The 24,819-nt window shown below is 48.2% G+C and carries 42 protein-coding genes and 1 rRNA gene; 41 read left to right on the top strand and 2 right to left on the bottom strand.

The features are described 5' to 3' along the window. Window positions 1–30: 30 nt before the first annotated feature. From rplC to salA, 37 genes are all read left to right on the top strand, one after another. Window positions 31–654, top strand: coding sequence for a 50S ribosomal protein L3 (gene rplC, locus L6H65_RS22550; RefSeq protein ID WP_236345094.1), 624 nt, complete (start codon window positions 31–33; stop codon window positions 652–654). A gap of 28 nt (window positions 655–682) precedes the next feature. Then, window positions 683–1,306 carry a 50S ribosomal protein L4 gene (rplD, locus tag L6H65_RS22545; protein WP_236345093.1) on the top strand — a complete coding sequence of 208 codons (624 nt, stop codon included), beginning with the start codon at window positions 683–685 and terminating at the stop codon, window positions 1,304–1,306. Next, window positions 1,306–1,596, top strand: coding sequence for a 50S ribosomal protein L23 (gene rplW / locus L6H65_RS22540; protein ID WP_236345091.1), 291 nt, complete (start codon window positions 1,306–1,308; stop codon window positions 1,594–1,596). The genes rplD and rplW overlap by 1 nt, the downstream gene beginning before the upstream one ends. A gap of 71 nt (window positions 1,597–1,667) precedes the next feature. After that, the gene (gene rplB / locus L6H65_RS22535) at window positions 1,668–2,498 is read left to right on the top strand and encodes a 50S ribosomal protein L2 (RefSeq protein WP_236345088.1); all 831 of its coding nucleotides are present in this window, start codon (window positions 1,668–1,670) and stop codon (window positions 2,496–2,498) included. A gap of 54 nt (window positions 2,499–2,552) precedes the next feature. After that, a complete protein-coding gene (gene rpsS, locus L6H65_RS22530) occupies window positions 2,553–2,834 on the top strand; it encodes a 30S ribosomal protein S19 (protein ID WP_236345086.1) in 282 nt (93 codons plus the stop codon). Between the two features lie 42 nt (window positions 2,835–2,876). After that, entirely contained in the window at window positions 2,877–3,212 is a 336-nt protein-coding gene (rplV, locus tag L6H65_RS22525; protein WP_236345084.1) for a 50S ribosomal protein L22, read from the top strand. Window positions 3,213–3,225: 13 nt separating this feature from the next. After that, complete coding sequence (gene rpsC, locus L6H65_RS22520; protein ID WP_236345082.1) at window positions 3,226–3,888, top strand: 30S ribosomal protein S3; 663 nt, start codon at window positions 3,226–3,228, stop codon at window positions 3,886–3,888. Between the two features lie 2 nt (window positions 3,889–3,890). Then, entirely contained in the window at window positions 3,891–4,325 is a 435-nt protein-coding gene (gene rplP / locus L6H65_RS22515) for a 50S ribosomal protein L16 (protein WP_219874740.1), read from the top strand. After that, window positions 4,315–4,515, top strand: a complete 201-nt coding sequence (gene rpmC, locus L6H65_RS22510; RefSeq protein WP_236345080.1) for a 50S ribosomal protein L29 — start codon at window positions 4,315–4,317, stop codon at window positions 4,513–4,515. The genes rplP and rpmC overlap by 11 nt, the downstream gene beginning before the upstream one ends. A 52-nt stretch (window positions 4,516–4,567) precedes the next feature. Then, a complete protein-coding gene (gene rpsQ, locus L6H65_RS22505) occupies window positions 4,568–4,831 on the top strand; it encodes a 30S ribosomal protein S17 (RefSeq protein ID WP_236345079.1) in 264 nt (87 codons plus the stop codon). Window positions 4,832–4,872: 41 nt separating this feature from the next. Beyond that, window positions 4,873–5,241 carry a 50S ribosomal protein L14 gene (rplN, locus tag L6H65_RS22500; RefSeq protein WP_236345078.1) on the top strand — a complete coding sequence of 123 codons (369 nt, stop codon included), beginning with the start codon at window positions 4,873–4,875 and terminating at the stop codon, window positions 5,239–5,241. Window positions 5,242–5,291: 50 nt separating this feature from the next. After that, window positions 5,292–5,645 (top strand): 50S ribosomal protein L24, encoded by a 354-nt coding sequence (rplX, locus tag L6H65_RS22495; protein WP_236345077.1) that lies wholly within the window; start codon window positions 5,292–5,294, stop codon window positions 5,643–5,645. Between the two features lie 31 nt (window positions 5,646–5,676). Next, the gene (rplE, locus tag L6H65_RS22490) at window positions 5,677–6,219 is read left to right on the top strand and encodes a 50S ribosomal protein L5 (protein ID WP_236345076.1); all 543 of its coding nucleotides are present in this window, start codon (window positions 5,677–5,679) and stop codon (window positions 6,217–6,219) included. 22 nt (window positions 6,220–6,241) lie between these two features. Then, a complete protein-coding gene (locus tag L6H65_RS22485) occupies window positions 6,242–6,427 on the top strand; it encodes a type Z 30S ribosomal protein S14 (protein ID WP_236345075.1) in 186 nt (61 codons plus the stop codon). Between the two features lie 30 nt (window positions 6,428–6,457). Then, window positions 6,458–6,856: a 30S ribosomal protein S8 gene (rpsH, locus tag L6H65_RS22480; protein WP_236345074.1), complete on the top strand. Its 399-nt coding sequence runs from the start codon at window positions 6,458–6,460 to the stop codon at window positions 6,854–6,856. Between the two features lie 30 nt (window positions 6,857–6,886). Continuing rightward, a complete protein-coding gene (gene rplF, locus L6H65_RS22475; RefSeq protein ID WP_236345073.1) occupies window positions 6,887–7,429 on the top strand; it encodes a 50S ribosomal protein L6 in 543 nt (180 codons plus the stop codon). Window positions 7,430–7,494: 65 nt separating this feature from the next. Next, window positions 7,495–7,863 (top strand): 50S ribosomal protein L18, encoded by a 369-nt coding sequence (gene rplR, locus L6H65_RS22470; protein WP_236345071.1) that lies wholly within the window; start codon window positions 7,495–7,497, stop codon window positions 7,861–7,863. Window positions 7,864–7,893: 30 nt separating this feature from the next. Continuing rightward, window positions 7,894–8,391, top strand: a complete 498-nt coding sequence (gene rpsE, locus L6H65_RS22465; RefSeq protein WP_219874750.1) for a 30S ribosomal protein S5 — start codon at window positions 7,894–7,896, stop codon at window positions 8,389–8,391. 13 nt (window positions 8,392–8,404) lie between these two features. Then, window positions 8,405–8,590, top strand: a complete 186-nt coding sequence (gene rpmD, locus L6H65_RS22460; protein ID WP_236345069.1) for a 50S ribosomal protein L30 — start codon at window positions 8,405–8,407, stop codon at window positions 8,588–8,590. A gap of 46 nt (window positions 8,591–8,636) precedes the next feature. Further along, window positions 8,637–9,077 carry a 50S ribosomal protein L15 gene (gene rplO, locus L6H65_RS22455; protein ID WP_236345067.1) on the top strand — a complete coding sequence of 147 codons (441 nt, stop codon included), beginning with the start codon at window positions 8,637–8,639 and terminating at the stop codon, window positions 9,075–9,077. Further along, on the top strand, window positions 9,078–10,376 hold the full coding sequence (secY, locus tag L6H65_RS22450) for a preprotein translocase subunit SecY (protein WP_236345065.1): 1,299 nt from the start codon (window positions 9,078–9,080) through the stop codon (window positions 10,374–10,376). Between the two features lie 87 nt (window positions 10,377–10,463). Next, window positions 10,464–11,114, top strand: a complete 651-nt coding sequence (locus L6H65_RS22445) for an adenylate kinase (protein ID WP_236345063.1) — start codon at window positions 10,464–10,466, stop codon at window positions 11,112–11,114. Beyond that, window positions 11,114–11,875 (top strand): type I methionyl aminopeptidase, encoded by a 762-nt coding sequence (map, locus tag L6H65_RS22440; RefSeq protein ID WP_236345061.1) that lies wholly within the window; start codon window positions 11,114–11,116, stop codon window positions 11,873–11,875. Before L6H65_RS22445 ends, map begins: the two co-directional genes overlap by 1 nt. 14 nt (window positions 11,876–11,889) lie before the next feature. Further along, window positions 11,890–12,162, top strand: a complete 273-nt coding sequence (locus L6H65_RS22435) for a KOW domain-containing RNA-binding protein (RefSeq protein ID WP_236345143.1) — start codon at window positions 11,890–11,892, stop codon at window positions 12,160–12,162. A 2-nt stretch (window positions 12,163–12,164) separates the two neighbouring features. Next, complete coding sequence (gene infA / locus L6H65_RS22430; protein ID WP_236345059.1) at window positions 12,165–12,380, top strand: translation initiation factor IF-1; 216 nt, start codon at window positions 12,165–12,167, stop codon at window positions 12,378–12,380. Between the two features lie 44 nt (window positions 12,381–12,424). Next, a complete protein-coding gene (rpmJ, locus tag L6H65_RS22425; RefSeq protein ID WP_003333770.1) occupies window positions 12,425–12,538 on the top strand; it encodes a 50S ribosomal protein L36 in 114 nt (37 codons plus the stop codon). Between the two features lie 15 nt (window positions 12,539–12,553). Next, window positions 12,554–12,922 carry a 30S ribosomal protein S13 gene (rpsM, locus tag L6H65_RS22420; RefSeq protein WP_219874757.1) on the top strand — a complete coding sequence of 123 codons (369 nt, stop codon included), beginning with the start codon at window positions 12,554–12,556 and terminating at the stop codon, window positions 12,920–12,922. Window positions 12,923–12,940: 18 nt separating this feature from the next. Beyond that, window positions 12,941–13,336 carry a 30S ribosomal protein S11 gene (gene rpsK / locus L6H65_RS22415; RefSeq protein WP_236345057.1) on the top strand — a complete coding sequence of 132 codons (396 nt, stop codon included), beginning with the start codon at window positions 12,941–12,943 and terminating at the stop codon, window positions 13,334–13,336. 127 nt (window positions 13,337–13,463) lie between these two features. Beyond that, complete coding sequence (locus tag L6H65_RS22410; protein WP_236345055.1) at window positions 13,464–14,408, top strand: DNA-directed RNA polymerase subunit alpha; 945 nt, start codon at window positions 13,464–13,466, stop codon at window positions 14,406–14,408. A gap of 61 nt (window positions 14,409–14,469) precedes the next feature. Next, window positions 14,470–14,835 carry a 50S ribosomal protein L17 gene (gene rplQ / locus L6H65_RS22405; protein ID WP_236345054.1) on the top strand — a complete coding sequence of 122 codons (366 nt, stop codon included), beginning with the start codon at window positions 14,470–14,472 and terminating at the stop codon, window positions 14,833–14,835. Window positions 14,836–14,916: 81 nt separating this feature from the next. Then, window positions 14,917–15,657: a tRNA pseudouridine(38-40) synthase TruA gene (gene truA, locus L6H65_RS22400; protein WP_236345053.1), complete on the top strand. Its 741-nt coding sequence runs from the start codon at window positions 14,917–14,919 to the stop codon at window positions 15,655–15,657. A 212-nt stretch (window positions 15,658–15,869) separates the two neighbouring features. Beyond that, a complete protein-coding gene (rplM, locus tag L6H65_RS22395; protein ID WP_236345052.1) occupies window positions 15,870–16,307 on the top strand; it encodes a 50S ribosomal protein L13 in 438 nt (145 codons plus the stop codon). Between the two features lie 19 nt (window positions 16,308–16,326). Further along, window positions 16,327–16,719, top strand: coding sequence for a 30S ribosomal protein S9 (gene rpsI / locus L6H65_RS22390; RefSeq protein WP_236345051.1), 393 nt, complete (start codon window positions 16,327–16,329; stop codon window positions 16,717–16,719). A gap of 145 nt (window positions 16,720–16,864) precedes the next feature. Continuing rightward, a complete protein-coding gene (locus tag L6H65_RS22385; RefSeq protein WP_236345050.1) occupies window positions 16,865–17,557 on the top strand; it encodes a phosphoadenylyl-sulfate reductase in 693 nt (230 codons plus the stop codon). An 18-nt stretch (window positions 17,558–17,575) separates the two neighbouring features. Then, window positions 17,576–18,739: a sulfate adenylyltransferase gene (gene sat / locus L6H65_RS22380; protein ID WP_236345048.1), complete on the top strand. Its 1,164-nt coding sequence runs from the start codon at window positions 17,576–17,578 to the stop codon at window positions 18,737–18,739. Window positions 18,740–18,850: 111 nt separating this feature from the next. After that, window positions 18,851–19,624 (top strand): N-acetylmuramoyl-L-alanine amidase CwlD, encoded by a 774-nt coding sequence (gene cwlD, locus L6H65_RS22375; RefSeq protein ID WP_236345047.1) that lies wholly within the window; start codon window positions 18,851–18,853, stop codon window positions 19,622–19,624. A 148-nt stretch (window positions 19,625–19,772) separates the two neighbouring features. After that, window positions 19,773–20,915 (top strand): iron-sulfur carrier protein/transcriptional regulator SalA, encoded by a 1,143-nt coding sequence (gene salA, locus L6H65_RS22370; RefSeq protein WP_236345046.1) that lies wholly within the window; start codon window positions 19,773–19,775, stop codon window positions 20,913–20,915. A 109-nt stretch (window positions 20,916–21,024) separates the two neighbouring features. Here the strand turns inward: salA and gerD are convergent, their stop codons facing one another. Beyond that, entirely contained in the window at window positions 21,025–21,726 is a 702-nt protein-coding gene (gerD, locus tag L6H65_RS22365) for a spore germination lipoprotein GerD (RefSeq protein ID WP_236345045.1), read from the bottom strand. 188 nt (window positions 21,727–21,914) lie between these two features. Between gerD and L6H65_RS22360 the strand changes: the two genes are divergently transcribed. After that, window positions 21,915–22,547: a KinB-signaling pathway activation protein gene (locus L6H65_RS22360; RefSeq protein ID WP_236345044.1), complete on the top strand. Its 633-nt coding sequence runs from the start codon at window positions 21,915–21,917 to the stop codon at window positions 22,545–22,547. Between the two features lie 10 nt (window positions 22,548–22,557). Here L6H65_RS22360 and pdaB read toward each other — a convergent pair whose 3' ends face one another. Then, window positions 22,558–23,364: a polysaccharide deacetylase family sporulation protein PdaB gene (gene pdaB, locus L6H65_RS22355; protein WP_236345043.1), complete on the bottom strand. Its 807-nt coding sequence runs from the start codon at window positions 23,362–23,364 to the stop codon at window positions 22,558–22,560. 106 nt (window positions 23,365–23,470) lie between these two features. Between pdaB and L6H65_RS22350 the strand changes: the two genes are divergently transcribed. From L6H65_RS22350 to L6H65_RS22340, 3 genes are all read left to right on the top strand, one after another. Then, entirely contained in the window at window positions 23,471–24,079 is a 609-nt protein-coding gene (locus tag L6H65_RS22350; protein WP_236345042.1) for a stage II sporulation protein M, read from the top strand. Window positions 24,080–24,193: 114 nt separating this feature from the next. Continuing rightward, window positions 24,194–24,415 (top strand): hypothetical protein, encoded by a 222-nt coding sequence (locus L6H65_RS22345; RefSeq protein ID WP_236345040.1) that lies wholly within the window; start codon window positions 24,194–24,196, stop codon window positions 24,413–24,415. A 333-nt stretch (window positions 24,416–24,748) separates the two neighbouring features. After that, a 16S ribosomal RNA gene (locus L6H65_RS22340) occupies window positions 24,749–24,819 on the top strand; the annotation flags it as partial.

Below are 24,819 nucleotides of genomic sequence, written 5' to 3'. Positions count from 1 at the left end.
CATAATGCAGGAAGGAAATGAGGTGTCAACATGAAGGGTATCTTAGGTAAAAAACTAGGAATGACGCAAGTGTTTACCGCTGAGGGTAACGTTATACCTGTAACGGTAATTGAAGCAGGTCCGTGTGTTGTTCTACAAAAGAAAGACCAAGAGAACGATGGCTATGAGTCTGTTCAAATTGGTTTCTCCGATAAGAAAGCTAGTAGAGCAACTAAACCGGAAGTCGGTCACGCCAAGAAAGCTGATTCGACTCCTAAGCGCTACGTTCGTGAGATTCGCGGCATTAACATCGGTGAATATGAAGTTGGCCAACAATTGAAAGCTGACTTGTTCGCTGCTGGCGAATTCGTTGACGTAACGGGTATTTCCAAAGGTAAAGGATTCCAAGGTGTTATCAAACGTTGGAACCAAACTCGTGGACCAATGTCTCATGGTTCCCGTTATCATCGTGGACCAGGTTCGATGGGTTCCATCCAAGCGAACCGCGTTCCTAAAGGCAAACGCCTTCCAGGACATATGGGTAACGAAACGGTTACAATTCAAAATCTTGAAATTGTACGCGTCGATGCAGAACGCAATGTGCTGCTCGTAAAAGGTTCGATTCCAGGTCCTAAAAACAGCTTCGTTAAAGTTAAATTAACGGTGAAGAAATAATCGCTTCTAAAGAAAGGAGGAACAAGCAATGCCGAAAGTAGCACTTTATAGCGTGAACGGCTCGCAAGTGGGCGAAGTTGAATTGTCCGAAACGATATTCGGAATTCAACCGAACGTACACGTCTTGCACAGCGCAGTTCTGTTGCAGCAAGCTGCAGAACGCAGAGGTACGCATAAGACAAAAGGGCGCTCCGAAGTACGCGGCGGCGGTCGCAAGCCTTGGAAACAAAAAGGAACAGGACGCGCGCGTCAAGGTAGCATTCGCTCCCCGCAATGGGTTGGCGGCGGTACGGTTTTCGGACCGACTCCTCGCAGCTACGGCTTCAAATTGCCGAAGAAGGTTCGCCGTTTGGCAATCAAATCTGCTCTGTCTTCGAAGGTGATCGACAATGACATCATCGTATTGGATCAACTGGCTCTCTCGCAGCCGAAGACAAAAGAGTTCGCATCAATCCTTAACAACCTGAAAGTTGCTCGCAAAGCGCTTGTAGTAACGGCTAATTACGAAGACAATGTTGCATTGTCCGCTCGTAACATTCCGGGAATCAAGATCGTTGCAGCTGATGGCATTAATGTTCTGGATGTGCTTGTATATGACAAGCTTATTATTACCAAAGAAGCAGTTGAGAAAGTACAGGAGGTGCTTGCGTAATGAAGAATCCACGCGATCTTATCAAGCGCCCGATCATTACGGAACAAACGAGTGAGCTTATGGCTGATAAACGCTATGTGTTCGAAGTCGACTTGCGTGCGAACAAAACACATATCAAACAAGCTATCGAGCAAATCTTCAACGTAAAAGTTGCGTTTGTTAACACAATGCGTATGCCGGCTAAGCCTAAGCGTTATGGCAAACATAGTGGATATACGTCCGAATGGAAAAAGGCGATCGTGCAATTGAGCGCTGAAAGCAACGAACTAGAATTTTTCGAATCGGTTTAGTTTGCAGGAGTAGAGCCTGATGGCTCTGCCTGTGGATAAACCGCAAGAAATCGGTTAAGGAGGGAATCGAAGTGCCAATCAAGAAGTATAAACCGACATCTCCAGCACGTCGTGGCATGTCCGTCTCGACATTCGAAGAGATTACGACAAGTACACCGGAGAAATCACTTCTTGCACCGCTTTTCAAAAAAGCAGGTCGCAACAATCAAGGTAAAATTACGGTTCGCCATCATGGTGGCGGCCATAAACGTAAATACCGGATCATCGACTTCAAACGTAACAAGGACGGCGTTGTTGGTAATGTAGCATCGATCGAGTACGATCCAAACCGTACGTCGAACATTGCGCTTATCCACTATGTGGATGGAGAAAAACGTTACATCATCGCTCCTAAAGGTCTGAAAGTCGGCGCTCAAATCGTTTCAGGCGCTGGTTCAGATATTAAAATCGGCAACGCTATGCCGCTTGAGAACATTCCGGTTGGTACAGTTATCCACAATATCGAGATGAAGCCTGGTAAAGGCGGACAGTTGGTTCGTGCAGCAGGCACAGAAGCACAACTGCTCGGTAAAGAAGAAAGCTATGTAACAATCCGCTTGTCCTCCGGTGAAGTACGCCGCATTCTGAAAACTTGCCGTGCAACAATCGGTTCTGTAGGCAACGAGGATCACGAGCTCGTGAAAATCGGTAAAGCCGGACGTTCCCGTTGGCTTGGCAAACGCCCAGAAGTACGTGGTGTTGTAATGAACCCGAACGATCACCCACACGGTGGTGGTGAAGGTCGTGCGCCAATCGGACGTAAATCTCCGATGTCACCATGGGGCAAACCAACACTCGGATTCAAAACTCGCAAAAAGAAAAAAGCGTCAAGCCAATATATCGTTCGTCGTCGTACGAAGTAATAGTCGCATGACGCATACGCGTCATGCAATGCTAGCGTGAAGGGAGGATCATCCATGGGTCGCAGTTTGAAAAAAGGACCGTTTATTGACGGTTACCTGTTGAAAAAAGTTGAGGTATTGAACGAGACTGAGAAGAAGGTTGTTGTTAAAACCTGGTCTCGCCGTTCGACGATTTTCCCGCAATTCATCGGCCACACTTTCGCTGTTTATGACGGTCGCAAGCATGTGCCAGTGTATGTGACGGAAGATATGGTTGGACACAAACTCGGTGAGTTTGCACCGACGCGTTCTTACAAAGGTCACGGTAACGACGATAAGAAAACAGGCCGTCGTTAATCGTTAATTGATAGCTTCTAATGAATGAAAGGAGGTTCATCCATGCAACAAGCTAAAGCGTTCGCTAATAACATTCGCATTGCTCCTCGTAAAGCCCAGTTGGTTGTGGATCTAATCCGCGGCAAGCAAGTTGGCGAAGCAATTGCGATTCTGCGTCATACGCCGAAATCAGCTTCCCCGATCGTGGAGAAGTTGCTTAATTCTGCAATCGCTAATGCAGATCATAATTTCCAGCTGGACGTTAATAAATTGGTCGTATCACAAGTATTTGTGAATCAAGGACCAACTATGAAACGCTTCCGTCCGCGTGCTATGGGTCGCGCTAGCCGGATTAACAAAAGAACCAGCCACATCACATTGGTGGTATCTGAGAAATAAGGAGGGATAACGTGTGGGTCAAAAGGTAAATCCAGTCGGTCTTCGTGTCGGTATCATTCGGGATTGGGAATCCAAATGGTACGCTGGCAAAGACTTTGGTGATCTGCTCATGGAAGACGTAAAAATTCGTGAGTACTTGAAAAACAAGTTGAAGGACGCAGCTGTTTCCCGCTTTGAAATTGAGCGCGCAGCTAACCGCGTTAACGTGACGATCAATACGGCTAAGCCTGGTATGGTAATTGGTAAAGGCGGTTCCGAGGTTGAGAACCTTCGTTCCGAGGTTTCCAAGATTGCTAAAGGCAAAAAAGTCCATATCAATATCGCTGAGATCAAACATCCTGAATTGGATGCAATCTTGGTTGCAGAGAGCATCGCACAACAATTGGAGCGTCGTATTTCGTTCCGTCGTGCAATGAAACAATCGATTCAACGGACGATTCGTTCCGGTGCTAAAGGAATTAAAACAGCTGTTAGCGGACGTCTCGGCGGCGCTGAGATTGCTCGTTCGGAAGGCTATAGCGAAGGTACAGTTCCACTTCATACGTTGCGTGCTGATATTGACTACGGTACAGCGGAAGCACATACGACTTATGGTCGTATCGGCGTAAAAGTATGGATCTATCGCGGTGAAATCCTTCCACCTAAGAAGAAAGCTCCGCAGGAAGGAGGCAACTAATCATGTTGGTACCAAAACGTGTCAAACATCGTAAGCAACAACGCGGTCACATGAAAGGTCGCGCTAAAGGCGGAACGACAGTTAACTTCGGTGAATTCGGCCTGCAAGCAATGGAGCCTTCATGGATCACGAACCGTCAGATCGAAGCTGCTCGTATCGCGATGACTCGTTACATCCGTCGTGGCGGTAAAGTGTGGATTAAAGTATTCCCAGACAAACCGATTACTCAAAAACCTCTTGAGGTGCGGATGGGTAGCGGTAAAGGTAATGTGGAAAAATGGGTTGCAGTCGTTAAACCGGGTAAAATTTTGTTTGAGCTTGCTGGTGTAAGCGAAGAGATCGCTCGCGAAGCTATGCGTCTTGCTGCTCACAAACTCCCGATCAAAACGAAGTTCGTGAAACGCGAAGAAGTGGGTGGTGAAGCAAATGAAAGCTAATGAATTGCGCAACCTGACCTCTACTGAGATCGAGCAAAAAGTTGCTGGATTTAAAGAAGAGCTTTTCAACCTTCGTTTTCAATTGGCTACCGGTCAATTGGAGAACCCAACGCGCATCCGTGATGTGCGGAAGGAAATAGCTCGTGCCAAAACCGTTCTACGTGAAAGAGAACTGGGAATCAGCAGCTAGTTGATTGTCCGTGAATAATAACGAAACGGTATAGTAAGGAAGGAGGAAGAACATGAGCGAACGCAATGCCCGCAAAGTTCAAGTTGGTAAAGTCGTAAGCGATAAAATGGACAAGACGATCGTTGTAGCAATCGAGACTTACAAAAAACACGATCTGTACCATAAACGCATCAAGTATACGAAAAAATTCAAAGCGCATGACGAGAACAACGAAGCCAAAATCGGCGACGTAGTCAAAATCATGGAAACTCGTCCGCTTTCGAAAGATAAACGGTTCCGCCTGGTCGAAATCGTTGAAGTAGCTGTTATTCTGTAAAAATGCTTTTCTAAGCATTTTCCCGAAAGGAGGACGTTGAAATGATTCAACCATTTACACGTATGAGTGTTGCTGATAACTCTGGCGCAAAAGAATTAATGTGTATTCGTGTGCTAGGTGGTACTGGACGTCGTGTAGCACACATCGGTGATCTGGTCGTCTGCTCCGTTAAACAAGCAACACCAGGTGGCGTTGTCAAAAAAGGTGATGTTGTTAAAGCGGTTATCGTGCGTACGAAACGTGCGGTGCGCCGTAAAGACGGTTCTTACATCGCGTTTGATGAGAATGCAGCTGTAATCGTGAAAGAAGATAAGAGCCCGCGTGGTACTCGTATTTTCGGACCAGTTGCTCGCGAACTCCGCGATCGTGACTTTATGAAAATCGTATCCCTAGCTCCGGAAGTTATTTAATAAGCCGAAATTTACTTGCGTATTAGCGCAAGATGCAGGAGGTGTAACTCATGCCAAAGGTGAAAAAAGTGTTGGAATCACACAACAATAAATTGCACGTGAAGAAAGACGACTCGATTATCGTGATTACTGGTAAAGACAAAGGCAAGAAAGGCCGTGTCATTGCAGCGTATCCACGTGAGAATCGCGTACTCGTCGAAGGCGTTAACATGGTGAAGAAGCATACGCGTCCTTCCCAGCAAAATCCGCAGGGTGGCATCGTTGAGCAAGAAGCGCCAATTCACGTTTCGAACGTGATGCACGTTGATCCGAAGAGCGGTAAAGTAACTCGTATCGGATACAAAGTGCTCGACAACGGCAAAAAAGTTCGGATCGCCAAAAGATCCGGAGAAGTTATCGATTAATTGACCGTTAGAGAAAGGAGGACCATGAACCATGGCAGCAAGAATGAAAGATCGTTTCTTGAATGAAATTACTCCTGCATTGATGCAGAAGTTCAACTATACGACAGTAATGCAAGTGCCTAAGGTTGAGAAAGTCGTCATCAACATTGGTATGGGTGAGGCTGTTTCGAACTCTAAAGTACTTGATGTTGCTGTTGAAGAGCTTCGCTTGATTACAGGTCAAAAACCTGTTGTAACTCGTGCGAAGAAATCGATCGCGGGCTTCAAACTTCGCGAGAACATGCCAATTGGGGTTAAAGTAACGCTGCGCGGTGAGCGCATGTACTACTTCCTTGACAAACTGTTCAACGTATCTCTTCCTCGCGTACGTGATTTCCGCGGTGTATCGAACAAAGCGTTCGATGGTCGCGGCAACTATACACTGGGCTTGAAAGAGCAACTTATCTTCCCTGAAATTGAGTATGATAAAGTTGATAAAGTGCGTGGTATGGACGTCGTCATCGTCACGACGGCAAAAACGGACGAGGAATCACGTGAATTGCTGACCCAACTGGGCATGCCATTTACGAAGTAATCCACAGGAGGTGTAATACCAAGTGGCAAAAACTTCGATGAAGATCAAGCAGCAACGAGCACCAAAATTCAAAGTGCGTGCATACACGCGCTGCGAGCGTTGCGGCCGTCCACATTCCGTTTTGCAAAAGTTTAAAATTTGCCGGATTTGTTTCCGTGAATTAGCACACAAAGGCCAGATTCCTGGCGTTAAAAAAGCAAGCTGGTAATCAGCCTAGTTCGGGAAGGAGGTTAATACAATGGTTATGTCTGATCCGATCGCAGATATGCTGACTCGCATTCGTAACGCTAACGTTGTTCGTCACGAGACGGTTGAAATGCCTGCTTCGAAAGTTAAGAAGCAAATCGCTGAAATTTTGAAGCGTGAGGGCTTTATCCGTGATGCTGAGTATATCGAAGATAACAAACAAGGGATTATCCGTATCTTCTTGAAATACGGCCCTAACCAAGAGCGTGTCATTACCGGCCTGAAACGTATCAGCAAACCGGGACTGCGCGTCTACACGAAAAGCAATGAAGTCCCTCGCGTACTGGGCGGCCTTGGAATGGCGATCATTTCCACGTCCAAAGGGATTATGACCGATAAAGAAGCTCGCCAAGTGAAATCTGGTGGCGAAGTAGTCTGCTACGTTTGGTAATTAACTGTCACAAAGATTGGAGGTGCAACAATGTCTCGTATTGGCCGTAAACCGATCCAAGTACCCGGTGGCGTAAACATCGACTTGGACAACAGCTTCATTACCGTTAAAGGACCTAAAGGTTCATTGAGCCGTGAAATCCACAAGGATATGAAAGTGGTAGTAGCGGACAGTGTAATCACTGTAGAGCGTCCTTCTGACAATAAATTGCATCGTTCCCTGCACGGAACAACCCGCAGCATCATCGCTAACATGGTGAACGGAGTATCCGAAGGTTTTGCGAAAAACCTGGAGCTCGTAGGCGTTGGTTACCGTGCAAGCAAAGCAGGCGATAAAGTCGTGCTGAACGTTGGTTACTCCCATCCGGTTGAGATTACACCGGAAGGCGGCATTGAGTTCGAAGTGCCATCTAACACGAAAATTATCGTGAAGGGTATCGACAAAGAACTCGTTGGCGCAACTGCTGCAAAAATTCGTTCCGTTCGTGAGCCTGAGCCGTATAAAGGTAAAGGTATTAAGTACGAAGGCGAGCGCATTCTTCGTAAAGAAGGTAAAGCAGGTAAGAAAAAATAAGCAGCCAAGAGCGGCTGCTTAAATAGAAGAGCTTCATAAGGACCAAGGAAAGGAGTGTGCAACGAATGATTACGAAAGCTGATAAAAACAAAGCGCGTCTGAAGCGTCACCTGCGTGTTCGTAAGAAAATCAGTGGAACTACGCAACGTCCGCGTCTCTCTGTATTCCGTTCCTCGAAACACATCTATGCTCAATTGATCGATGATGTACAAGGCGTAACAATCGCTGCTGCATCTACGCTTGATAAAGAAGTTGCAGCACAGGTGGGCAACGGCGGCAACGTCGAATCCGCTCGCAAAATCGGCGAATTGATTGCAGCTCGTGCAAAAGCAAAAGGTCATGAGGAAGTTGTATTCGATCGCGGCGGTTACTTGTACCACGGCAGAGTTCAAGCGCTGGCAGACGCAGCACGCGAAGCCGGTCTGAAATTCTGATTCAAATATTCATTAAGGAGGTAAAACGACTTGCGTATAGATCCGAATACGTTAGAACTGACTGAAAAAGTAGTCCAAATCAACCGTGTTTCGAAAGTTGTAAAAGGCGGACGCCGTTTCAGCTTTAGTGCACTTGTAGTTGTCGGCGACGGCAAAGGTCATGTTGGAGCTGGTATCGGCAAAGCGGGCGAAGTACCAGATGCTATTCGTAAAGGCATCGAGGATGCTAAGAAAAACCTGATCCTCGTTCCACTCGTAAACACAACTATTCCGCATCTAGTTCTTGGTCATTTCGGTGCAGGACGCGTGCTTCTCAAACCGGCATCGGAAGGTACCGGAGTGATTGCTGGCGGTCCTGTTCGTGCGGTTCTTGAGCTGGCTGGAGTAGGCGACATTCTTACGAAATCGCTTGGTTCATCCAATTCCATGAACATGGTTAACGCAACGCTGGAAGGGCTGTCCCGCCTGAAACGCGCTGAGGATGTTGCCAAACTGCGCGGAAAAACCGTACAAGAGCTTTTGGGTTAAGGAGGGAAATTCGATGGCAAAATTGCAAATCACCCTCGTTCGCAGCCTAATCGGTCGTAACGAGAAACAGCGTGCGACAGTTGCTACGCTGGGTCTGCGTAAGATTCGCCAATCGGTTGTCCACAGTGACAGCCCCGCCATTCGCGGTATGGTGAACAGTGTTAGCCACTTGATTAAAGTTGAAGAAGTAAAAGCATAAATCGCCATTAGTTGGTGGTAGAAATAATAAGGAGGTGCAACGTACGATGAAATTGCATGATCTGGCATCAGCACCGGGTTCTCGTAAAGAGGGCTTCCGCAAAGGCCGTGGTATCGGTAGCGGCAACGGCAAAACAGCTGGTCGCGGTCACAAGGGTCAAAATGCTCGTTCCGGTGGCGGTGTCCGTCCTGGATTCGAAGGCGGACAAAACCCATTGTATCGTCGCGTACCTAAGCGTGGTTTCAACAATCCGTTCCGTAAAGAGTATGCGATTGTAAATATCGATGAGCTGAACAGCTTCACAGATGGAACAGAAGTAACACCTGAGTTGCTAATTGAGCAAGGTATCGTCAAAAACCCACAAAGCGGCATTAAAGTTTTGGGCAATGGCGAAATCACGGCTAAGCTTACCGTAAAAGCAAACAAATTCTCTCAATCTGCGGTAGAGAAAATCCAGGCTGCCGGCGGTAAAACCGAGGTGATCTAATTGTTAAAGACCATTTCCAACATATGGAAAGTGGAAGACCTTCGCAAGCGGATTATTTTTACACTGTTCATCTTGTTGATTTACCGTTTAGGTTCCTTTATTCCGGTGCCTGGAGTAAATAAAGACGTATTCAAAAGTATGGATCAGGGCGGAGATTTGTTCGGTTTGCTTAACACCTTCTCCGGTGGTGCATTGTTCCAGTTCTCTATCTTCGCGATCGGGATCATACCTTACATCACTTCGTCAATCATCGTACAATTGCTGTCGATGGACGTTATTCCTAAATTTGCCGAATGGGCAAAGGAAGGCGAGAACGGCAAACGCAAGCTGGCTCAAATCACGCGTTACGGTACAGTTATACTCGCGTTGATTCAAGGTTTCGGTACAGCGATCGGCTTTAACAGACAATATCAATATGAGATGGTTCCTGGGGCTACGTTCACGGACTACGTCATGATTGCGATTATTCTGACTGCCGGTACATCCTTCCTGATGTGGCTCGGTGAGCAGATTACGGAGAGAGGCATTGGTAACGGAATTTCGATTCTGATCTTTGCCGGTATCGTAGCTGGTATTCCTGGTCAAATCCAGACGATCTACAACGATCAATTCTTAGATGCTGGAGATCAGCTGTTCTTGAACATCGTTAAGGCGGTTGTTATGGTCCTAGTGGTCATTGCAATACTAGTCGCCGTTATCTTTGTTCAGCAAGGAATACGCAAAATCCCGGTTCAATATGCTAAACGTGTTGTTGGACGGAAAATGTACGGTGGTCAATCGACGCATATTCCATTGAAGGTTAATGGAGCAGGCGTTATCCCGGTTATCTTCGCAAGCTCGCTCTTGGCATTCCCAGCTACAATCGCACAATTCTGGTCTACACATGCTTGGGCGATTTGGGTGAAAGACAACTTGTTCTATGATAAACCGCTCGGTATGGTGCTTTATGTACTGTTGATTATCGGATTTACATTCTTCTACACGTTTGTGCAAATCAATCCGGTTCAAATGGCCGATCAAATGAAGAAGAACGGTGGATATATTCCTGGCGTTCGTCCAGGCAAGCCAACCTCATCCTTCATTACTCGCGTTATGTCACGGATTACTCTGAGCGGAGCGATCTTCCTGGCGCTTATCTCATTGACGCCTATAGCTCTCGGCTCTCTTGCCGGATTACCTACAGGTGTTCAGCTTGGCGGTACCGCATTGCTAATCGTTGTCGGTGTTGCACTTGATACGATGAAGCAGATCGAGACACAATTGATCAAGCGCCATTACAAAGGGTTTATCAATAAATAATGATAGGTTCAAAACCGGGATTCCGCGCATGTTGCATGTGACGGAACCCGCTTAGAGCCTATTGTGCTTAAAGCGAGGAACACGCTAATGAACATTTTATTCATGGGCCCTCCGGGCGCTGGCAAAGGTACGCAGGCCGAACGAATTGTAGACACTTTCGGTGTTCCGCACATTTCGACCGGCGATGCTTTTCGGCTCGCGATGAAGCAGGGCACGGCACTTGGTCAAAAGGCGAAGGAGTATGTCGATCAAGGTCTTCTCGTTCCGGATGAAATTACGAACGGTATCGTTCGTGAGCGTCTGCAGCTTGAGGATTGCAACTCCGGTTTTCTGCTTGACGGGTTTCCGCGCACGCTTCAGCAAGCTGAGGCACTGGACGAAATGCTGGCTGAAATGGGCCGCAGCATCGATCATGTCGTTAACTTAAAGGTAGACCGTGGCTTGCTGCTTGCGCGTCTGACCGGTCGCCGCATTTGTAAAGCTTGTGGCGCGACTTATCATGTTATGTTCAATCCGCCGAAGCAAGAAGGCGTTTGCGATAAATGCGGCGGCGAGCTGTATCAGCGGTCAGACGATACGGAAGCGAAAGTCGGAACACGTCTTGACGAATATATCTCGAAGACATCACTGCTGCTTGATTACTATTCAGGCAAAGGATTGCTGAGAGAAGTAAACGGCGAGAAGGAAATCGACGAAGTAACAGGAGAAATTACAGCCTGTCTGCGGGGTTCGGTATAATGATCATATGCAAATCCGAAGCGGAATTGCGATATATGAGAGAAGCTGGCAGGATCGTTGCCGAGACGCATCGTTTGCTGAAACAAGCGATACGTCCTGGAATAACGACCAAGGAGCTGGATGGTATCGCCGAGTCGTACATTCGCAGTCAAGACGCATTGCCTTCTTTTAAAGGCTACAATCAATTTCCTGCCAGCATTTGCGCTTCTGTTAATAACGAGCTGGTGCACGGTATTCCGGGATCACGAAAGCTGAATGATGGCGACATTATCAGCATTGATATCGGCGCGCAATACGGGGGCTACCATGGCGATTCCGCCTGGACCTACGGCGTTGGCGACATCAGTGAAGAAACAAACCGTCTGCTGGAAGTGACTGAACAGTCCCTGTACGCCGGCCTTGCAATGGTGAAGGCGGATGTGCGGCTGTTCACTGTCTCGCATGCGATTCAACAAGTGATCGAAGCAGCTGGCTTCTCCGTAGTGCGAGAATATGTAGGTCACGGCATTGGAGCAAGTCTCCATGAAGAACCGCAGATTCCAAACTACGGCGTACCTGATCGCGGTCCACGTCTGAAACCGGGCATGGTTCTGGCGATCGAACCGATGGTTGTCATCGGCGAGCGTTATGTTCGTACGCTGGAGGATAATTGGACAGTCGTTACTGTGGATGACACATGGTGCGCTCACTTTGAGCATACTGTGGCTGTAACCGAGAACGGCTGCGAAATATTAACTCAATCCAGAGAGCAGGCAGGTTGAGCGCATTGGAACATATGCCAGAGATCGGCCGGATCGTAAAAGTTATGCGAGGCAAGGACGAGGGCGGCTATGCTGTCATTATTGGCGTCATAGACGAGCGCTTTGTCCTTATCGCTGATGGAGACAAACGGCGATTCGATCAACCTAAGAAGAAGAATGTAACACATCTTCTATTGCAACCGGTCGTCAGTCATGAAGTGACTGACAGCATGCGGGAATCCGGCCGTGTAACAAACGCCAAGCTGCGTTTTGTAATTCAGAAGTTTGCGCAACTGAAAGGGGAATGACTGTGTCCAAAGAAGACGTTATTGAAGTCGAAGGTACGGTCGTCGAGCCGCTGCCCAATGCTGTATTCAAGGTAGAGCTGGAGAACGGACACCAAATTCTGGCCCATGTATCGGGCAAGCTCAGAATGCACTTTATTCGCATTCTGACAGGAGACAAAGTAGTCGTCCAGTTATCGCCTTATGATTTGTCTAAAGGACGCATTACCTATCGGAAGTAGATCCGCAATGATCTGCTGACGAGAGAATTCAGGAGGTAATCACGATGAAAGTCAGACCTTCGGTCAAGCCCATTTGCGAGAAATGCAAAGTTATTCGTCGCAAAGGCAATGTTATGGTGATCTGTGAAAATCCGAAACACAAACAAAAACAAGGATAAAGGAGGAAACGACACATGGCACGTATAGCTGGTGTAGACTTACCTCGCGATAAACGCGTCGTAATCGCATTAACGTACATTTTCGGTATTGGTACTACGACTGCACAGAAAATTCTGAGCACGACTGGCATCAGCGCCGAAACACGCGTTCGCGATTTGACTGAAGATGAAGTAAGCCGTTTGCGCGAAACGATTGATAAATCGGTTAAAGTTGAAGGCGACCTTCGTCGCGAGATTTCGCTTAACATTAAGCGTCTGATTGAGATTGGCTGCTACCGTGGTGTTCGTCACCGCCGTGGTCTTCCTGTTCGCGGTCAGCGCACGAAAACCAATGCTCGTACGCGTAAAGGTCCTCGTCGGACTGTAGCGAACAAGAAGAAATAATAAGGGGGGATAACCGAAATGGCTAAACCAAAGAAAGTGGTTCGTACCAAACGTCGTGACCGTAAAAATATCGAGTCGGGCGTAGCACACATCCGCTCGACGTTCAACAACACGATCGTCACGATCACTGACCCTCACGGCAATGCGATTTCTTGGGCAAGCTCGGGTAACCTCGGTTTTAAAGGTTCCCGTAAAAGCACACCATTCGCAGCTCAAATGGCTGCTGAATCCGCTGCAAAAGCGGCAATGGAACACGGCATGAAATCTGTGGAAGTGGTTGTTAAAGGTCCAGGCGCTGGCCGTGAAGCAGCAATTCGCTCACTGCAAGCTGCAGGTCTTGAAGTGAATATTATTAGAGACGTCACACCAGTTCCACATAACGGATGCCGTCCGCCAAAACGTCGTCGCGTATAGTCAAATGCACGTGGTATCAAATATCTCCAACTTGTGAATAATGGTTGTGAAGGTTTGGCATACTACATGATTTGACATCACTAGCGATAATTGTAGCGGAGCGACGTTTTGAAGGAGGGTACTATTAGTGATTGAGATCGAAAAGCCGAAAATCGAAACCGTAGAACTGAATGAGGAAGGCACTTACGGACGTTTCGTCGTCGAGCCGCTGGAACGCGGCTACGGCACGACACTAGGTAATTCTTTGCGCCGGATTCTGCTGTCATCGCTGCCTGGCGCAGCTGTGACATCGGTTCAAATCGATGGAGTTCTTCACGAATTCTCGACGGTTCCAGGCGTAATTGAGGACGTAACCGAGATCATCCTGAACCTTAAGGGACTCTCGTTGAAAATCCATTCCGACGAAGAGAAGGTTTTGGAAATCGACGCTGAGGGCGATGGTATCGTTACGGCTGCTGATATTCGCGCCGATAGCGATGTCGAAATTTTAAGCCCTGATCTTCATATCGCAACACTTGCCTCCGGTGCACGTCTCCATATGCGGGTATTCGCAAATCGTGGACGCGGTTATGTTCAAGCGGATCGCAATAAACGGGATGATCAGCCAATTGGCGTGATCCCTGTAGATTCCATTTACACGCCGATTACACGCATCAACTATAGCGTTGAAAATACTCGCGTCGGTCAAGTGACCAACTATGATAAGCTGACACTTGAAGTATGGACTGACGGCAGCATCAGGCCGGAAGAAGCAGTTAGCCTCGGCGCAAAAATTTTAACCGAGCACCTTGATTTATTCGTTGGTCTGACGGATGAAGCCAAAGATGCGGAAATCATGGTCGAGAAGGAAGAAGACAAGAAAGAGAAAGTGCTGGAGATGACGATCGAGGAATTGGATCTCTCCGTACGCTCTTACAATTGTCTGAAACGTGCAGGCATTAACACCGTTCAAGAGCTGATTACGAAAACCGAAGAAGATATGATGAAGGTGCGCAACCTTGGTCGCAAATCTTTGGAGGAAGTACAAGAGAAGCTTGAAGAACTTGGTCTTGGCCTTCGCATGGAAGACTAGTCGACCGGTTACGTTACACAGATAGATTTGCTTTGCAAATCTTTTAAAGGAGGGGAAATCAATGGCATATTCAAAACTAAGCCGTGATGCTAGCTCGCGTAAAGCATTATTCCGCGATCTCGTCACTGACTTGTTCCTGTATGAGCGCATCCAAACGACGGAAGCAAAAGCGAAAGAGCTTCGCCCAATCGCTGAGAAGCTGATCACGCTTGCTAAGCGTGGCGATCTTCACGCTCGTCGTCAGGTTGCTGCTTATGTTCGCCGCGAGTCCATCGATGGCGGACCTGATGCAATCCAGAAGCTGTTCTCCGATCTGGCTACCCGTTACTCGGAACGTCCAGGCGGATATACGCGGATTCTGAAGCTAGGTCCTCGCCGCGGCGATGCTGCACCTATGGTGTACTTGGAACTGGTGGATCGTGCGTAAACAAGAAAGGGTGGGCCTTACGGCCACCTTTTTTTATTTGCCGATGTGACGAGCTCTAAGTGAACAGGCTGGAGGTGCCGGATGAGGAATATCAGGATGGTAGTCAGCTATGACGGTACAGGTTACTATGGCTTTCAGACGCAGCCGGGCGGCAATACGGTACAGGATATTATAGAGAAGGCCAATAAGGCTATCACTGGGGAAGATGAGCGTATTATTGGTTCGGGCCGCACCGATGCAGGTGTTCATGCACGCGGACAGGTGTTCAACTTTTTTACGCATTCAAGTATTCCTGTTGAACGTTGGGCGCTCGCATTGAACACTCGTCTGCCTAAGGATATTGTCGTTCTTCATGCTGATGAGGTATCGCTTGAATTCCATTCGCGTCGCTCAGCGAAGAAGAAGACGTACAAATATACAATCGATACTAACAAGTTCCCGGATGTATTTGAACGGAACTATCGGTTCCATCATCCCACTCCTCTTAATGTTGCTGCGATGCAGTCGGCGCTTGCTGCGCTAATTGGCGAGTATGACTTTACTTCCTTTGCCTCGCGGCAATCTACGAAGTCCAGTCATGTCAGAACAATATATGACGCCTGGCTTGTAGAAGGAGATGGCAAGCTGGACATCTATGTGACCGGCAATGGCTTCCTGTTCAATATGGTGCGCATCATTGTCGGAACATTATTGTGGGTCGGACAAGGGAAAAGAGAAGCTGCCCAAATGGCTGCTATTCTGCAAGCAAGGGATCGCTCAGCAGCAGGACCGACCGCAATGGCGCACGGTCTGATGCTGTGGGATATTGAGTATGCGGAATAAGTGTTGCATAAGGGAGAACAAGTCAATAAACTGCTTGCGTATAGCAATTATTTATAGTAGAATATAACTTGTGCTTTCTTAGTGGCTCTCCCACAGCCCCGACTAAGATGGCCCCAACAAAAGCAAATTCAAACTAGTACTTAAACAGATGAGACGTATAACGTTTCTTCATACATGAGAACGATTGTTGAAATGAAGAAGGAGGATCTTTCATGCGCACCACCTTTATGGCTAAGCCTAATGAAGTAGAACGCAAGTGGCACCTTATTGATGCGACTGGCAAGACGCTTGGCCGTCTGGCGAGCGAAGCTGCAAGCCTTATTCGCGGCAAGCACAAACCACAATTCACTCCGCACGTTGATACTGGCGATTTCGTTGTTATCATCAATGCAGAGAAGATTGTTCTTACAGGCAACAAGCTTGCAAACAAAATGTACTATCGTCACTCCATGCACCCAGGTGGTTTGAAAGTAACACCTGCTGGTGAAATGTTGAAAAACAAACCAGAGCGCGTATTGGAATTTGCTATTCACGGCATGCTTCCAAAGAATCGTCTGGGCGACAAACTGAAGCTCAAGCTGAAAGTTTACGCTGGTTCGGAGCACCCGCATCAAGCACAAAATCCAGAAGTTTACGAACTTCGTGGTTAATTAGAGGGAGGACAGTTTCATGGCTCAAGTTCAATACTATGGAACCGGTCGTCGTAAACACTCTGTTGCACGCGTACGTCTTGTGCCGGGTGAAGGACGAATCGTTATCAATAAACGCGACCTTAATGAATACTTTGGTCTTGAAACGCTCAAGCTGATCGTGAAACAACCACTTAACCTGACGGACACGACGTCTAAATACGACGTACTCGTTATCGCTCATGGCGGTGGTATTTCCGGTCAAGCAGGAGCAATTCGACACGGTATTTCCCGTGCTCTGCTTAAAGCAGATCCGGAATTCCGTCCAGCTTTGAAACGCGCAGGCTTCCTGACGCGTGACCCACGTATGAAAGAACGTAAGAAGTACGGCCTTAAAGCAGCACGTCGTGCGCCTCAGTTCTCGAAACGTTAATCTATTCAAAGGAAAATGCCTTCTCTGCACGCCAGAGAGGGCATTTTTTATCATTTTGGCTCAATTAGGTCATTGAACATTCATGCAGTTGGACGTATAATTTAATGTAGCTAATTTTAGGAATTCTAAACGGGGGGACTCAATCATGAACCTTTTTGAAAAAGAAGCACTAGTTAATCAAAAGGCGGAAGAGCTCGAGCATGCATCGCCGGAGGCTATTTTGAAATATGCGGTAGAAACATTCCCTAATATTACATTTGCCTGCAGCTTTGGCGCGGAGGATGTTGTACTTGTTGATATGCTGCAGAAGATTAGTCCGAACACGGATGTGTTCTATTTGGACACTGATTTTCATTTCAAGGAAACCTATGAGACACGCGATAAAATGATGGAAATATACGGTATGAAGTTTGTGCAGATGAAACCGGAGATTACGCCGGAGGAGCAAGCGGAGCAGTTCGGTGATGAGCTGTGGAAGAGTGATGCGAACCAATGCTGCAACATTCGCAAAGTACAGCCTTTGACCAAAGTTCTCTCAAGGTATGATGCATGGATTACCGGTATTCGCCGCGATCAAGCGCCTACACGTGCGAACTCGAAGAAAGTTGAATATGATACTAAATTCGGGCTGATCAAGTTCAACCCAATCGCGCACTGGACGACAGAGGATGTATGGAATTATATTCGCGAGAACAATGTATATTATAATCCATTGCATGACAATAACTACCCAAGCATTGGCTGCGAGTACTGTACGCGCCAAGTTATGCCTGGCGAGGATCCGCGCGCAGGACGTTGGTCTGGTCAAGAAAAAACAGAATGCGGACTGCATAAATAAAGGGAGGCCATTCATACAATGAGCAGCATTAAACCGCATGGCGGTGTTTTGATCAATCGTGTCGCAGCTGGCACGGAGCGCGAAGCATTGCTTGCAGAAGCAGCTGGTTTACAATCAATCACAATCAACAATTGGACAGTTTCTGATTTGGACCTCATTGGTGTGGGAGCATTCTCCCCGCTTGCTGGATTTCTGAATGAAGCCGATTATCGCTCGGTTGTTGAGCGTATGCGTCTTGCAGACGGAACGGTATGGAGCATTCCGATTACACTTGCTGTTGAGGAAGCCAAGGCAGCCGAGCTGTCGGTAGGCAAGCGCGCCGCACTAATCGGCGAAGACGGCATCGTATATGGCGTAATCGATGTTGAGAGCATTTATAGCGTTGATCAGAAGCATGAGGCGCTTCATATTTTCAAAACCGATGATGAAGAACATCCAGGCGTCGCGAAGCTGTATGGTCGTCCATCGACTTATGTTGGCGGCGCGATTACGGTATTGAATCGTCCTGTTCCGGAGAAATTCAATGAATTTTATTTTGATCCGGCTGAGACTCGCCGCATTTTCGCTGAGAAGGGCTGGCGTACAATCGTTGGATTCCAGACACGCAACCCGGTACACCGCGCGCATGAATATATTCAGAAGTGTGCAATGGAGATCGTTGACGCGTTGTTCCTGAATCCGCTTGTTGGTGAAACCAAATCCGATGACGTTCCTGCGAATGTTCGGATGAAAAGCTATATCGCTCTGCTGGAGAACTACTATCCACAGGATCGCGCGTTTCTCGGCGTATTCCCTGCAGCTATGCGTTATGCTGGACCGCGTGAGGCGATCTTCCATGCGATGGTGCGCAAAAACTATGGCTGTACCCATTTTATCGTTGGGCGCGATCATGCTGGTGTAGGCGACTACTACGGCACTTATGAGGCGCAAGAATTGCTCCGTACGTTCACTGCTGATGAGCTCGGCATTACGCCATTGTTCTTCGAGCACAGCTTCTTCTGTAAAAAATGCGGCAATATGGCTTCCAGCAAAACTTGTCCGCATGGCAGCGAGGAGCATTTGACGCTATCGGGAACGAAGGTTCGCGCATTGCTGCGTGACGGTGTTTGTCCGCCGCCGGAATTCTCGCGTCCTGAGGTTGCGAAGATTCTGATTGAAGGCATGTCCCAGCCGGTTAACTAATCGGTGCTGATGAAAGCATAACGAACCACCTCGTCCCATAAGATGATAATAAAGCGGAGGAACGTCAAATCCGCACATTATCTTCTTATGTGGAATAGGGGTGGTTTTTGTATGCGCGGAATTCGTAATCGTTTTGTTATCTGGCTTACATATCGCGGTGTTATTCGTATTGTAGTGGGCATGGTCGCCGTTGCACTCACTGTCGTACTCCTTACGCAAGACATACCTGCCAGTCGAACATGGACCTATTGGACGCTGCCGCTCTCCGGCAAGGTTGTAGCGATAGATGCAGGTCATGGCGGTGCGGATGGCGGTGCTGTGAGCAAGCAGGGCGTCGTGGAGAAGGATCTGAATTTGGCGATTGCGCTGCAGCTCCGCGATTATTTGCAGGAGGCTGGAGCAATCGTTGTTATGACGCGCGAGGGCGATTATGATTTGGCGGAGGAAGGAACACGCAAGCTTAGTCGGCGCAAGACAGAGGATTTGGTGAAACGGGCTCAATTCGTCAAGGATAAGGGGGCCTCGCTGTTTATTAGCATCCATATGAACAGCATACCTTCTGCCCGCTGGTCGGGCGCACAAACGTTCTTCTATCCGAATCATCCCGACAATGTGGTGCTGGCATCGTTCATTCAGCATGAGATTAAACGGAATTTGGAGAATACGGAGCGTGTGGCTTCCACCGTCAATACCGTTTATCTGCTGAAGGCGATGGATAATATACCAAGTGCTCTTGTTGAGGTCGGCTTTCTCTCCAATCCAGGTGAAGCGAGCAGATTGGCGGACAGCAATTATCAGAAAATGGTCGCTGCTTCGATCTATCAAGGGATACTGCGATATACGGCAAAGGAGAAATGGGGCTCGGGGGAGCCGGCTTCGCAGTGATATGGAAGTAATTAACATAAGAATAAATGGATTTATAGAAGTTTAGCTTAGATTCGTTTTGGCAGGAAGTCGGAATATGGTATTATGGTTTTATTACAATCGCAATAGTAGGTTTTCTATGTCTGTTGAATAAGGGGACGAAGTATAGATGCCAACTCGTGAAGAAGTTATTTCGGCCGCAGAATCTGCTGCGGCACAATTTGGTGCGGATGGACTTGTTGCCATCCGCGATGTTATGGTGAGGGACCGTCATGTGTCACTGACGGTCCTTGGGGTCAGCGAGGGTGCAAACCCCTCGCTGGAGGGCGCGCTGCGCGACGCGCTGGCGCGAGCCGGGGCCGAAACCGTGCATTTCCGGTTTCGGGCCGGTGAGGCGCGCGCGGATGCGCCCGCGCAAGCGCAGGGCGGCGCTGGCAGCAGCCGCGCCGCAGACAAGCCCGCCGCCGCTGCCGCAGGCGCGGGCGGCCAAGCCAGCAGCGGCCCCGTACGCGGGCACGGGGCCGGGCTTGAGGCACATCCGCTGCTGCAAGCCGGCAGCGGGGTGCAGTTCATCGCCATCGCCAGCGGCAAGGGCGGCGTTGGCAAGTCCACGGTGACCGTCAATCTGGCGGTCGCCCTGGCCCGTAGAGGCAAGCGTGTCGGCATAATTGACGCCGACATCTACGGCTTCAGCATCCCCGACATGATGGGGATCGAAGATCGCCCGCAAATCGAGAATGAGCGCGTCATTCCGATCGAGAAATTCGGCGTACAGGTCATGTCGATGGGATTCTTCGTCGAAGACAATGCGCCAATCGTATGGCGCGGGCCGATGCTCGGCAAGATGCTGCGCAATTTCTTCTCCGAGATCGAGTGGGGAGAGCTTGACTATTTGCTGCTGGACCTGCCGCCGGGAACGGGCGATGTAGCGCTTGACGTGCATCAGCTTATTCCACAGAGCAAAGAAATTATTGTGACGACGCCACATGCCACCGCGGCCTTCGTCGCAGCGCGGGCAGGAGCGATGGCGATCAAAACCGAGCATGAGATCATCGGCGTGATCGAGAACATGTCCCATTATGTAAGCAAGAGCGGTGAAGTGGAATACGTCTTTGGACGCGGAGGCGGCGCTCGTCTTGCGGAATCGCTCAACTCCGAGCTGCTTGCTCAAATTCCGTTAGGCGCGCCGGACAACCATCTGTCGGAGCCCGACTATTCGCCATCGGTTTACAAGGCGGATACCGAGAATGGCAAGCTGTATCTGGAGGTTGCTGATCGCGTTATCGACAAATGCGAAGCTCAGCGGCCATAAGTCTGAAAGATCCCATAAAGAAGCCCGCAAGGACATTTTGCTGAAAGGTGCGCACCATTAGTGCGTTCGTGCAGCATAAGCAGTCTTGCGGGCTTTTATTCGGCAGCCGCTAAGTTGAAGAGCCTTGGCCTTCGCCCTCGGAATCCTCCTCAGAGCCTCCGCCTGATTCCTCTTGGGATTGGCTGTCGCTGCCACCGCCGCCCTCGGCTTTCTTCACTTTCTCGTCGGGCTTCGGTTTAAGCTCCTCTTGAACAGCTTTTTTGAGTAAATCCAGAATTTCCAGGCGATACATTGGGCTTTGCATCGATTCCTGCATGATGGTTGAGACTTGCTTGCGGTACTGTGTGCTTTGAAGAACATCCAGAATCATCCGGTTCATCTCCGGGCTCTTCAATACCTGTATGAGGTCTTTCTGGTAAGCGGGATCCTTCATGAGATCTTTATGAATTTGTTTGTTCTGCTTATTAACTGATTTGGCGAATTCACCTGCAAATCTAGGGTCGGTCATCAGCTTCTCAATAACCTTATCGTATTCTGGCGACACAAGTGTTTCCTTGACTGCAAGCCGTACCTGCTCCTGATCCTGAACGCTCATAATTTTCGAGCTGAATCCCGTGCTGCCCGTCATTTGCTGAGCCGATTCCTGCAATGCTTTTTGAGCATCCTCGGTCTTCAGTATGTCAATAACCATCGATTTCATGTCCTTGTAGCTGACTGCTTCGTTCGACCCGCTGGATGGCTCGGCGCCGCAGCTTGCCAATATAGAAGCCAGCATGACGCACGCGATGAGCATTGCGCAACGTTTAAGCATGATTCACGCGTCTCCTTTCTAATTTAGCGACGTGCTTCATGTTCTGTAGTATGGCACATTGTTCATCGGATTATCATGGATGCAGCATAGCTTTTTGTAGTGGACATGGTAAAATAAAGCGATGCACACGAACCGGATAATTGACTTATATCCGGCATACCTCACAAAAAAGTTTAGGAGTGGACAGTTTGAATCTGCGCAAATTATTTTTTATATTTTGGAGTACGATGGCCTTGGGCGGTGTTGTAACCATACTGGTTGGAAGCATTCTGCAGTGGACAGACCCCTCCTTTGGATTTATGGGTCTGGAGGCGGCAGGATTTAATGCGGTGATGATGGGGCTTGTCGGCCTGCTGTTCGGGGCATTTAGTCAAATGGGCTTTTTCGCCTACCTTGTTCTGACCTATATTGCCTTAGGCATTATTCGCAAAAGCTATATGTGGAATGCGCTTCAAGGCTACACGACACTGTTCGCAGTGGGCCTGCTGGGATACAACCTGTACGAGGACAGAGGGGCGTTGAATAATAACTGGATCTTCTGGGTGCTTCCGCTTTCACTTGTTGCGGCCTCAGCAATTGTCACCTATTTCAAGGCAAAGCAGACCAATAAAAGCGCAATTGCGCCAACGATGTTCCTGTTGTTTGTCGTAACGATTCTAGAATCATGGCCAAGCATCAATGGCGATGAGAGCAACACGGCAGCTATAATCTTTATGGTCATACCATTGTTCGCCTGCAATGCGTACCAAATTATGCTTCTGCACCGTCTTGTGCGCAAAGAAGAGACCGACTCCGCAGCAGATGCGAAGCCGGCCGTTTAACGATACCACCTTAGTAACCAGCCAAAGCTGTATCAAAATGCTCAAACATCGTCGGTTTGTCCTGCACCGGCTTGCCTTGAAGATCCGTCTGCGCGATCAGCTCGGACACCGTTACAAAATCATAGCCCTTCGCACGCAATTGATCAATAATAACCGGAAGCGCCTCGTGCGTTTGTTTGACGGAATCGCTGGCATGCATAAGGATAATGTCGCCGGGATGCGCCTTGCTGACGACTCGGTTAATGATTTTATCCTTTCCGATGTTCATCCAGTCCAGAGAATCGGTGTCCCACTGAATCACTTTATAGTTGAGCTGCTCGGCAACACTCAGCACCCGTTTGTCAAAATCACCGTTGGGCAGCCGAATTAAGTTGGGCGATTTGCCGGTTACCTGTGACAGAATCGTGTGAGCGGTCTGGATTTGAGTGCGGATCTCATCCTCGCTAAGCTTGCTGTAATTGTCATGCTTATGGCCGTGGCTGCCGATCTCGTAACCTGCTTCAACAATTTTTTTAACGATTTCGGGATGCGACTGACTCCAGGGCGAGGATAGGAAGAAGGTTGCTTTCCTTACGTTCTTCTGCTTCAGCACCTCAAGAATTGGCTCTGTCCGCTTGTCTCCCCAACTGATGTCGAAGGTGAAGGCAACGACCTTTTTCTCCGTAGGCACACTGTAAATCGCTGCGGGCTGGTTGGGAGCGAACACCGTAATATTATCCTTCTCGGCATAAATAACTCCAGCGGCAAAAAGAATTCCGATGCCAATCAGCAAATAACGCTTCAACTTCCGGCCATTCCATACATAGAACATATTCATTCGGCATTAATCTCCTCTCTAATAGGGCTTGTTCTAGTACAATCTATGCCCGTACAATAAACTTATTCATTGCCAACCAGAAAAATAAGAAGAGGTGAGCGTTACTATGTTTGCGCTTCGCGAAATATTCGGACATCTGAAGGAGATGCGGCATTACATCATTTTTAGCACGGTCATTCTGATAGCTGGTATGGTTGTAGGGGCGACGAACCCCGCGCTGGACAACTTTATACAAGGGCAATTATCGGGTCTTGGTGAAGTGGCGCAAAAAATAAATGCGATGGAAAACTCTTCGCTTTGGTTTATGATCTTTATTTTCTTCAATAACGCGATCAAGGCGATTCTTGTAATGTATATAGGCTCCTTGTTCGGTATCGTTCCCTTAATATTTTTGGCGATCAATGGAATGGTGCTCGGTTATGTTATCGGCATCGCCTCTGAGGAAGGCATGTTATTTACGATCGTCGTCAAAGGTCTGCTGCCTCACGGCATATTGGAAATACCGGCTATCCTGTTTGCTTGCGCTTACGGCATGCGTTTTGGCAAGCTCATGTTTTCTGGTATAGGCGTTATACTCACCCGCCGCAAAGGATGGGGACAAGAGCTTGAATATTTCGTGAAAAAATCGCTTCCGGCAATGGTTCTTATCGTAGTTATGCTGCTTGCAGCGTCCATTATAGAAAGTACATTTACAGTTTGGCTGCTTGAGAGGTAATAAAATTTCCAATTTCTGAGCATACCAATAAGGCGGCGTCTAACGCGACATGCGTAAGGCGCCGTTTCTATTGGTCCAATAGGGCTGAATTGCAAAAGGGGGACACTGCCAGCTATGCTCGGAATACTGTTCAACGATAGAGAATGCAAAGAACTCGACTACGTCCTGCGCAAAGAGCTTGATGAAATGCTGCTTGATCTCAACGACTCCCGTTTAGACGGTGATATTAAAACCTCCATTGCGAAACGCTACAAGGTGATATTCCGCATGTACGCCCGTATTGCCTCGCCTAAAGAGCTGTCCAGATATGCGCTCAATATGCGTTCTTATCGTTGATGGAAGCGCATTGTCCACATGTGAATAAAATTATTTTAAAATAATGCTTGCATTACCCACAGGTCCTATGGTATCTTATAAAAGTCGCCGATGAGACAACGTCGTTAAACGGAGTTGGACGAGCGTAAGAAAAGCTAGACGCGACAAGGATTTCACAAGAATTTGTTCTTTGAAAACTGAACAATGAGCGACCTGTCAAACAGGTTTTAAAATGTAAGTCAGCGATGAGCTAACAAGCCATCCTTTGAAGATTTTTCTTCACCGGCTAGTCCGGTTTGGAAAGACTTCGTTGAAGCTTTTCTCTCTCGACTAGCGTCGAAAGCGAAAACTTCTTTTATGGAGAGTTTGATCCTGGCTCAGGACGAACGCTGGCGGCGTGCCTAATACATGCAAGTCGAGCGGAC

The sequence above is a fragment of the Paenibacillus plantiphilus genome (assembly GCF_927798095.1).
In the GTDB taxonomy this organism is placed as follows: domain Bacteria; phylum Bacillota; class Bacilli; order Paenibacillales; family Paenibacillaceae; genus Paenibacillus_Z; species Paenibacillus_Z plantiphilus.
The sequence above is the reverse complement of the archived record's forward strand: the minus strand, read 5'-3'. Positions and strand labels throughout refer to the sequence as shown.